General features: G+C 62.6%; 6 protein-coding genes and 4 pseudogenes. 5 read left to right on the forward strand and 5 right to left on the reverse strand.

Going from position 1 to position 9,252, the window contains the following annotated elements; genetic code table 11:
* Both ACYP5B_RS06455 and ACYP5B_RS06460 read right to left on the reverse strand, forming a co-directional pair.
* The coding region (locus ACYP5B_RS06455) for an efflux RND transporter permease subunit (protein ID WP_459569007.1) at nucleotides 1-83 on the reverse strand (83 nt) is incomplete at its 3' end.
* Nucleotides 84-87: 4 nt separating this feature from the next.
* A pseudogene (locus tag ACYP5B_RS06460) lies at nucleotides 88-798 on the reverse strand (efflux RND transporter permease subunit); the annotation flags it as partial.
* Nucleotides 799-1,151: 353 nt separating this feature from the next.
* Between ACYP5B_RS06460 and ACYP5B_RS06465 the strand changes: the two are divergent.
* Nucleotides 1,152-1,487, forward strand: coding sequence for a hypothetical protein (locus tag ACYP5B_RS06465; protein WP_459569008.1), 336 nt, complete (start codon nucleotides 1,152-1,154; stop codon nucleotides 1,485-1,487).
* A 52-nt stretch (nucleotides 1,488-1,539) separates the two neighbouring features.
* On the opposite strand, the pseudogene ACYP5B_RS06470 reads toward ACYP5B_RS06465, so the two are convergent.
* Nucleotides 1,540-1,647: pseudogene (locus tag ACYP5B_RS06470) on the reverse strand (IS5/IS1182 family transposase); the annotation flags it as partial.
* 299 nt (nucleotides 1,648-1,946) lie between these two features.
* On the opposite strand from ACYP5B_RS06470, the gene ACYP5B_RS06475 reads away from it, so the two are divergent.
* From ACYP5B_RS06475 to ACYP5B_RS06485, 3 genes are read left to right on the forward strand one after another with little or no spacing between them, the layout of a single operon-like run.
* Nucleotides 1,947-3,143 (forward strand): efflux RND transporter periplasmic adaptor subunit, encoded by a 1,197-nt coding sequence (locus ACYP5B_RS06475; protein WP_459569003.1) that lies wholly within the window; start codon nucleotides 1,947-1,949, stop codon nucleotides 3,141-3,143.
* An 8-nt stretch (nucleotides 3,144-3,151) separates the two neighbouring features.
* Nucleotides 3,152-6,343 carry an efflux RND transporter permease subunit gene (locus ACYP5B_RS06480; RefSeq protein ID WP_459569004.1) on the forward strand — a complete coding sequence of 1,064 codons (3,192 nt, stop codon included), beginning with the start codon at nucleotides 3,152-3,154 and terminating at the stop codon, nucleotides 6,341-6,343.
* On the forward strand, nucleotides 6,336-7,850 hold the full coding sequence (locus ACYP5B_RS06485) for an efflux transporter outer membrane subunit (protein ID WP_459569005.1): 1,515 nt from the start codon (nucleotides 6,336-6,338) through the stop codon (nucleotides 7,848-7,850). Before ACYP5B_RS06480 ends, ACYP5B_RS06485 begins: the two co-directional genes overlap by 8 nt.
* A gap of 2 nt (nucleotides 7,851-7,852) precedes the next feature.
* Here ACYP5B_RS06485 and ACYP5B_RS06490 read toward each other — a convergent pair.
* Nucleotides 7,853-8,038 (reverse strand): annotated as a pseudogene (locus ACYP5B_RS06490) (IS4 family transposase); the annotation flags it as partial.
* Nucleotides 8,039-8,352: 314 nt separating this feature from the next.
* On the opposite strand from ACYP5B_RS06490, the gene ACYP5B_RS06495 reads away from it, so the two are divergent.
* Nucleotides 8,353-8,814: a hypothetical protein gene (locus tag ACYP5B_RS06495; RefSeq protein ID WP_459569006.1), complete on the forward strand. Its 462-nt coding sequence runs from the start codon at nucleotides 8,353-8,355 to the stop codon at nucleotides 8,812-8,814.
* Nucleotides 8,815-9,016: 202 nt separating this feature from the next.
* Here the strand turns inward: ACYP5B_RS06495 and ACYP5B_RS06500 are convergent.
* Nucleotides 9,017-9,160, reverse strand: a pseudogene (locus ACYP5B_RS06500) (IS5/IS1182 family transposase); the annotation flags it as partial.
* Nucleotides 9,161-9,252 lie beyond the last annotated feature (92 nt).

The following is a 9,252-nucleotide window of genomic DNA, read 5'->3' on the forward strand; positions in this document are numbered from 1 at the left end:
ATTGCATCGTCCACCACGATACCGATCGCGAGCACGAGACCGAATAAGGAAAGCGCGTTAATCGAGAAGCCGAACAGATGCATCAACCCGAACGTTTACAGACAGCTGGAGATCGTTGCCAGCGGTCGATGGCGATGCGCCGATCACGCCGGCGGCTACCTGTACGTTCTGTTCTCGAATGGCCTTGACGACGTCGCTTGCCGTGAGTCCCCGCTCAGCGGTCTTGGCCGGATCGAGCCAGACGCGCATGGAATAGTCGCCTGAGCCCAGCAGCAGCACTTGGCCAACGCCGGGTATCCGTGCAAGCCTGTCCTTGACATTGATTGGCGCGTAATTGCGTAGATATGTCGTGTCGTATCGGTTGTTTGGCGACACCAGATGGATGACCACAGTCAGGTCCGAGGCGCTCTTGACGGTCGTAACACCGAGTCGGCGGACATCTTCGGGCAGGCGTGGCTCGGCCTGTGCTACTCGATTCTGGACAAGCTCTTGTGCTTTGTCTGGGTCCTTGCCCAGTTTGAATGTGACGGTCAATGTCAATTGGCCGTCGCTATTCGACTGCGAGGACATGTAGAGCATGTCCTCGACACCGTTGATCTGCTCTTCCAGCGGCGTCGCCACCGTCTCGGCGATGACCTTCGGATTGGCCCCTGGGAACAGCGCCTTGACAACCACCGCCGGCGGCATCACCTCTGGATATTCCGACACAAGAAACCGGAAGATGGCGATCGCACCGATTAGAAAGATCAGCGCGGAAAGCACGCAAAGGCTGTGGGCGTGCTCAGCAAGGATCGAGATAGTCTGCTGGCGTTCTACGACTTCCCAGCCGAGCACTGGCACAGGACAACGAGACATGAGTGGGGAGTGGCCAAAAGCGGGGGGGGCAAATCTGTCAGGAAGAGAGAGTATTGGCTCTTGACACCATCGGAGAACCTTCATGCGCATCTCGATCCAGGCATGCATTGAAGGGGAGGGAACGCAGCTGTACGGCTTTCGGCAAGGCCAGGCTGCGAAGTCCGCGGTTTTACTCATACTGCAGCGCATGCGGTTTCTGCTCGAGCGACAAGGGCACGCTTTCGCCGCTGGCGCAGGCGTTGCAGCAACGCGTACATCCCCAGTGGAGCTGGCTCCAGTGTCGGAACGCCAGCGTCATGTCATATCGCTTGGCGCAGATCTTTCTGCGCGATGCGTTTCCGCGCGGGCGGCAACTTCCGAGTTCGAGCGTCAAAGAGAATGTGAGGAGCGTGGGGCAACGCCTGGAGCAGGAAGCGCAGTGCGCGGCGATGGTGGCTGCAGTGGGTACCGCGCCTTCTTGGCGACCGCGTCTGAGCGGTCCACTGGCTGCGCTGCAGATCGATGCGGCCTACATCAAGGCGCCGCGTCAGCTCGACGGGACGCGATGGATTCCAGTCGTCGCATCCAAGCCAATTCGACCCGAGACGCCTCATACCCAGGCGCATGCCTATGCAACTGGGCATGCGATTTGAGCACCTCTTGATGTCGCTCCCAGGCTTGCGCGGCATCGGTGCGTACTCGACGAGGATGGGCGACTCTGCGTAGCAGCAGTCCTCCCATTGCGATATAGACCATGGCCTCGGACTCATCAGGACGCAGCTTGTAGTCCCTGACAAGGCGATGCCGGCGAATCCTTGAGTCTTCAAACAAGGCTCTTAAGGAAGCGGCTTCTTGGAAAAAGCTTGGACAGCGCCACTTCTGCTGGTATTGACGAAGTGTTGGGAAGAATCTATTGTTGGTACAGACATCCCGTTTTGAACGGGTCGAAACGCTTTCGGCACGGCGCGTGGCCGATTACTCACTCCTTGGCTCTCCCTGATCAATCGTTTTAGGAAGAGATAGTTTCTCCCCTCGCTTTGGGGATCACGATATCCCGGAAGGCGTTTCGGCCAAATGGGAAGGACTTGTCCTTTGTGCTGCGGGAGTGTGACATGCGATGCCGGCCGGTAGTGTGTACGTGGATCCCGCTGCTTCTGTTGGGATGTGCGCTTTCCTCGTGCTCCCGGCAAGCGGGTCCACCTCCGGCGCCGCCTGCACCCAAGGTCTCTGTCGCGCAGCCGATCGGGCGGACGGTGGTTGACTTCGATGAGTTCAACGGCCGTGTGGACGCGGTAGAAACGGTCCAGCTACGGGCCCGCGTGTCCGGCTACCTGCAGAAAGTCAATTTCCACGAAGGCGAGATCGTCAAGCAGGGCGATGTGCTGGTCACGCTGGATCGCGAGCCGTTCGGCGTGGAGATGGAACGCCTGGCCGCGGAAGTACGCCGCGCGACTTCGGCCCTTGCGCTGGCGCGCAACAACCAGGAGCGCGGCGAGCGGCTCGTGGCCACCAACGCCATCTCGCAGGAAGAATTCGACACCATCAGCAAGCAAAGGGACCAGAGCGAGGCCAACCTCGCCGCCGCCCGGGCGAGCCTGCGCTCGGCCCAGCTCAACTACGAGTACACCCAGGTGCGCGCGCCAATCACGGGCCGCGTGGGCCGGGCGCTGGTCACGCAGGGCAACCTGATCACCGGCGGCCTAGCCAATGGCACCCTGCTGACCACGATCGTCAGCCAGGACCCCATCTACGTTCTATTCGATGCCGACGAGAACGCCTTCCTGCGCTATGAAAAGCTCGCGGTGGCAGGCACGCGTACGAGCGGTCGGGAGGACAAGAAGAAGGTGCTGCTTGCGCTCGGCGACGAGACTGAGTTCACGCGTGAAGGCGTCATGGATTTTGTCGATAACCGTATCGACCCGGGCACGGGCACCATCAAGGCGCGCGGCGTATTCGAGAACAAGGCGGGCCGCATTCTCACGCCGGGCATGTTCGCCCGCATCAGGCTGCCGGGCAGCGGCGAGTACGCCGCGCTGCTGATCGAGGACCGCGCGGTGATGACCGACCTGGGGCGCCGTATCGTCTTCACAGTCGATGCCAGCAATACCGTGGTGGTGAAACCGGTAGAGATCGGGCCGATGAACCAGGGCCTGCGCATTGTCCGCTCGGGCCTGGGCAAGGACGACCTGGTCATCGTGGATGGCCTGCAGCGTGCCAGGCCAGGCGTCAAGGTGACCCCGACCAAGGGCGCCATGCAACCGCTCAAGCTGGTCGTTGCCCAGCCGGGCCCCGGTGACCAGGCCAAATAGGGGAGGCCATGCGCTTCGGCCATTTCTTCATCGATCGGCCCGTGTTTGCCTGGGTCATCGCGATCATGACGGTGGTGGTCGGGATCGTGGCGATGCTGCGCCTGCCAATCACGCAGTATCCCGACATTGCGCCGCCGACGGTCAGCATTACCACGTCCTATCCCGGTGCCAATGCCTCGGTTGTCGCGGAGACCGTGGCGCAGCCGATCGAGGAGCAGGTCAACGGCGTGGAAGACATGCTGTACATGTCCTCGACGGCCACCAACAGCGGCGGCCTGACCATCACGGTGACTTTCCGCTCCGGTACCGACGTGGACCGTGCGCAGGTGCTGGTGCAGAACCGCGTCGCGCTGGCGCAGCCGCGGCTGCCGCCGGAAGTGGTGCGCCAGGGCATCGACGTGCGCAAGCGCTCGCCGGACCTTGCCACCGTGTTCTTCCTCTATTCGCCGAAGGGTACGTACGACGTTGCCTACCTCAGCAACTATGCGCTGCTGCAGATCCGCGACGAACTGGCGCGGATACGGGGCGTGGGCGATGTGCAGTTGTTTGGCGCGCGGGAGTACTCCATCCGCGTGTGGCTCGATCCGGCCAAGGTCTCCGCGCGGGACCTGACGCCCTCCGACGTGGCCACCGCCATCCGCGAGCAAAACGTGCAGGTAGCGGCGGGCCGGCTCGGCCAGGCGCCGAAGGCCAGGGCCGACAACAGCTTCGAGCTGGTGCTGACGGTGGAGGGCCGCCTCACCGATGCCACGGAGTTCGCCGACATCGTGCTCAAGACCGGCGCCGACGGGCAGGTGGTGCGGCTGCGCGATGTCGCGCGCGTGGAGCTGGGGGCCAGGGACTACGGCCGGTTCTCGCTGTTCTCCGGCAAGAACGCCATCGCCATTCCAACCTACTTCACCCCGGGCGCCAATGCGCTCGAGACGCACAAGGCGATGATCGCCAAGATGGAATCGCTCAAGGCCGCCTTCCCAAACGATATTGCCTACGACGTCTACGATACGATTCCTTTTATCGAGCAATCCATCGAGGCCGTGATCCACACCCTGCTGGAAGCCATCGTGCTGGTGGTCCTAGTGGTGGTGGTGTTCCTGCAAACCTGGCGGGCCTCTCTGATCCCGCTGCTGGCCGTGCCGGTATCGTTGGTCGGCACGTTCGCCGCGATGGCCGCGTTCGGCTTCGGTCTTAACAGCCTCACGCTGTTCGGCCTGGTGCTGGCGATCGGCATCGTGGTGGACGATTCCATCGTGGTGGTGGAGAACATGGAGCGGCACCTGGCGGAGGGCATGGATGCCAAGCAAGCCGCTTACCGGACGGTTGACGAAGTCGGCGTGGCGGTCATCGGCATTGCCGTGGTGCTCACCGCCGTGTTCGTGCCGTCGGCTTTCATCACCGGCATCAGCGGCGAGTTCTACCGGCAGTTCGCCATCACGCTGGCGGTCGCCGAGCTGATTTCCGCCTTTAATTCGCTGACCCTGGCACCGGCCCTGGGAGCCATGCTGCTGCGCCCGCACGGCGCCAAGAAAGACTTCGTCCAGCGCGGCATCGACGGCGCGTTCGGCTGGTTCTTCACCCGCTTCAACAAAGTCTTTGACAAGGCGGGCAACGGTTACGGCAGCCTTTCCGGCAAGCTGATCCGCATGCCGCTGTTGATCGCCGTGTTGTATCTGGGGCTGGTGGCGCTGACCGCGCTTGGCTTTAAATCCGTGCCCAACGGCTTCGTGCCGACGCAGGATAAGGGCTACTTCGTCGTCGCGGTCAAGCTGCCGGACGGCGCGTCGCTGGACCGTACATCGGTACTGATGCGCCAGGCATCCGACGCGCTGCTGAAGATTCCGGGCGTGATCAAGGTGCCCATGTTTGCCGGCGTGGACATCTTCAACGGGTTCAGCGATTCGAGCAGCGCCGGGGTGCTGTTCCCGATCCTGGGCGAGTTCGAGAACCGCGCGGGCAAGGCCCAGTCCGCCGATGCCATCCGCGCCGACGCAATGCGCACGCTGTCCACAATTACCGGCGCCTTTATCGCGGCCTTCCCGCCGCCGCCGGTGAGCGGCATCGGCAATGTCGGCGGCCTCAAGCTGCAGGTGCAAGACCGCGGCGCGGAGGGCCTGCAGGCGCTGCAGAAGGCCACCGACGGGCTGATCGGCAAGGTCGCCACCGAGCCGGGGTTCGCGGGGGCCTTCACCACCTTCCGCAACAGCGTGCCCACCATTCGCCTGGACGTGGACCGCACGAAGGCAAAGTCCCAGGACGTGCCGCTCGCCAATGTCTTCGACTCGCTGCAGGCCTACCTGGGCTCGCTTTACGTCAATGATTTCACGCGGTTCGGCCGCAACTACCGGGTCTACCTCCAGGCCGACGCCGAATACCGCATGGAGCCCGAGCAGGTGGGCCAGCTCCGTACCCGCAATATGCGCGGCGACATGCTACCGCTGAGCACGCTGGTGACGGCGCGCGTGGACAGCGGACCCGAGGTGGTGAACCACTACAACATGTACACCTCTGCCGATATCAACGCGGTGACGCTGCCGACGACCTCCAGCGGCCAGGGCATTGCCGCGATCGAGCGGCTGGCCAAGGAAAACCTGCCCGCCGGGTTTTCCATCGAATGGACCGAGCTGGCCCTGCAGGAAAAACTGGCCGGCAACAGCGCGCTGTTCATCTTTCCGCTAAGCGTGCTGATCGTCTACCTTGCGCTCGCGGCCTTGTATGAAAGCTGGGCGATTCCGGTTGCCATCGTGCTGGTCGCGCCGCTGTCGCTGCTGGCGTCGATCGGCGCGGTGTGGCTTGCGGGCGGAGACAACAATATCTTCACGCAGATCGGTTTCCTGGTGCTGCTCGCGCTGGGCGCCAAGAATGCAATCCTCATCGTGGAATTCGCCCGCCAGCTCGAGGAGGACGGCACGGCCACGTTCGAGGCTGCCGTGGAGGCGGCCAAGCTGCGGCTAAGGCCGATCCTGATGACTTCCTTTGCGTTTATCTTTGGCGTGCTGCCACTGGTAACGTCCAAAGGCGCCGGAGCAGAGATGCGCAAGGCGCTCGGCATCGGGGTGTTCGGGGGGATGATCGGGGTGACCATATTCAGCCTGGTGCTGACACCGGTGGTGTATGTGGCGATACGACGGCTATCGGCTCGCCGCAGCAAGCCTTCGGCGCCAACCGTTCCTGCTGCGCCAGCGGAGGAGGGTGGTCATGGCTAGCGCGCGACGCACGGGTTGCGCATTGGCGCTGGCCAGCGCGCTGGTGTCGGCCCTGCCCGGCTGCGCCGTCGGCCCGGATTACAAGCAGCCGGACACGCCATTGCCCGAGCTGTTGATCAGCGCGCCAGATGCATCGGTGGCCGGACAGCCCGAGGTCCGCTGGTGGGATAGCCTCGGCGACCCCACGCTGACCCGCCTGATCGAGCAAGCCGTGCGCAGGAGCCCTTCGATCAGGATTGCGCAAGCGCGTATCGACGAGGCACGGGCCAACTACCGGATCTTCTTCTACGATTATTTCCCGCATGGCCAGGTGGAGGCTTCGTTCGAACGACAGGAGCAGTCGACGGCCACGCTGTCGCCGGGGCAGCCGCGGATCGGCAATTTCTATTCGGTTGCCGCCACCGCCAACTGGGAAATCGACGTGGTCGGACGTACCCGCCGCTCGGTGGAAGGGGCAGCGGCGCGCGTGCAAGCGAGCGAGGCCAGCCTGCACGATGTCCAGGTTTCCCTCATCGCGGAGGTAGCTAGGAGCTACGTGACGCTGCGCGGCTCGCAGCGGCGCTTCCTGCTAGCGGTGCAGAACGCGCAGACCCAGAGGGAGACGCTGCAGCTCACCCAGAACCGCCTGGAGGCCGGGCGCGGGAATGCGCTGGACGTGGCGCGCGCGCAGTCCCAGTTCGACTTCACCATGGCTTCGGTGCCGCTGCTTGAGATTCTAATCGAGCAGTCCCGCAACCGCCTGGCCGTGCTGACCGACCGCTTTCCCGAGGAGCGCGACGAGACGCTGCTGGCAACGGCGCCGATCCCCGAGACGCCGCCCACATTGAATATCCCGCCACCCCGGGATCTGCTGCGGCGCCGTCCCGACGTACGTGTCGCGGAACGGACGCTGGCGGCATTTACCGCCGATATCGGCGTGGCAACCGCCGATCTCTATCCGCAGATATCGGTGTCGGCGCTGGCGGGCTATGTATCTCCGGTTTTCTCGGGCATCGGGCAGTCGCGCTATGACACCTTCACGATCGTGCCGGGTATTCGCTGGGCCTTGTTCGACCTGCATACCGTGCGCGCACGCATCCAGGCGTCGGACGCCCGGCAGCGGGGCGCCCTGGCGAGCTTCGAGCGAATCGTGCTCGGCGCGCTCGAAGATGCCGAGAATTCGCTATACGGCTACGGCAGGCAACTGGCGCGGCGGCGCTCGCTGGAATCCAACGCGCAGGCGGCGGATCGCGCCGCGGTGCTGGCGCGCCAGCGCTATCGGGACGGCGCGGCCAGCTTCCTGGACGTGCTGGATTCCGAGCGGTCCCTGCTGACCGCGCAGGACCAGCTGGCGCAGACGCAGCAGGACACGGCGCTGGCGCTGGTGGCGGTGTTCACGTCGTTCGGCGGCGGGTGGGAAGCCTTCGAGGTGGGAAAGGATGGCGTGTCAGATTCAAGCACTGCATTACCGCACCAGCCGTCAGAGACGGCGCCAGGCTCGGAGGGCAAGCCGAGCTTCGCGCGCTGAATTTATTCCTGCAGACTGCATCCGGGTTGGGCTAGCACTCGCGCTACCAGCGAATCTGCTGGCTTCTGATCCATTGTTCGCTGCATGCCGATCCAGATCGTTTTGGCGCCGGATTCGCCATCACTCTTGCGCCCAAGGAATCCGCCCAGAGAGGCCACCAGGCGAATCATCTGATTGAGCGTAACTGGTGTCTTTGCTGGTGCGAAACTGGGCCATCGAGGACGCGCCTCCGTTGCTTTCCGTTTGTGTCATTAGATGACGCTACTTGCTCGCTCGTTCCGGGCGCGCAAAAGCTGGAATCAGAGTGGCTGACCGGAAGGGCTGCGGCACGGCCCCGCTGGTTGGAACAGTTACTGTTTGTGACGAATTGAGGTCAACTGCGCGGCCGCCTATGCCGCTCTAGGAATATGCGCGTCACGGTGAACCGTGCAGCAGTGATTGTTCTCTCCAAGAGTTATCGCCATGAAAAGGGTTATTTGTTGCACTCGCCTCTGCTGCATTCATGACTACCACTTTTGCGCAAACTGCCTCGCCGGCCTCTGCGACGAATCCGCAAACCGAAGCCATGAAGAACCAGGCGAAGGCCAACAAGGATAAGAGCGTTGCACAGGCGAAAGCCGACAAGAAAAGGACCGAAGCGCAGCATGTGGCCAAGGCTCAAGCGAGCGCCAACAAGGAAAAGGTAGAGGCACAGGGTGACGCCAGCAAGGCTGCCGCTGACGCTCAGGTAGACAAAGCGAAGGCGATGTCTACAAATGGCACCAACGATAAGTCGACCAAGGCGCAAGTCCAAGCCAACAAGCACAAGCAAGTCGCGCAGGCTAAGGCTAACAAAAAGAAGGTAGAGGCCACGAACGAAGCTGCTAAGGCGCAGGCCACGGCGAACAAGACTAAGGTGGAAGCACAATCCGAGGCGGACAAGGCTGCTGCGGGTGCCAACGTCGATAAGGCTAAGAAGCAGTAATTCGGGTCTCACCGTGGGCCATAGAGGATGCCTCACGGGAAAGTAAGGGTCTTCGCAATGGAACTAGGGAAGTGCTGATCAATGAGGGTTGCGCTTGATGTTGCACAAGCCAGTGACTTCGGTTTTCGCAATGCTGGAGAAATAGATCGATTCAAGCCGGTTTTTCTCTCATTTCGCGCCTTTCCCGGCGCGCTTTGCGCACTCAGGACGGACTGCTCCCCTGCAACGCCAACAACGGCTTTTTTGCCAGCACCAGATTCGCCAGACCAAACAAGCTGAACAACTGCGCTGTGTTCTTCAACAGGCCTTTGTAGCGAACCTTGCGGTGACCAAATAGATTCTGGATCGTCGGCGGAATCTGTGGGTGAATTAGTGTGCGCGGCTAGCCAAGTGACACTCGATTCAGATACTGATAGAGCTTGCGACATGTTGCATCAA

Source organism: Cupriavidus sp. 8B (assembly GCF_054589115.1).

Coding starts and splice junctions, on each gene's coding strand:
- ACYP5B_RS06495 (WP_459569006.1), top strand. CDS start 8,353: ATGACTACCACTTTTGCGCAAACTGCCTCGCCGGCCTCTGCGACGAAT.
- ACYP5B_RS06475 (WP_459569003.1), top strand. CDS start 1,947: ATGCGATGCCGGCCGGTAGTGTGTACGTGGATCCCGCTGCTTCTGTTG.
- ACYP5B_RS06465 (WP_459569008.1), top strand. CDS start 1,152: ATGTCATATCGCTTGGCGCAGATCTTTCTGCGCGATGCGTTTCCGCGC.
- ACYP5B_RS06485 (WP_459569005.1), top strand. CDS start 6,336: ATGGCTAGCGCGCGACGCACGGGTTGCGCATTGGCGCTGGCCAGCGCG.
- ACYP5B_RS06480 (WP_459569004.1), top strand. CDS start 3,152: ATGCGCTTCGGCCATTTCTTCATCGATCGGCCCGTGTTTGCCTGGGTC.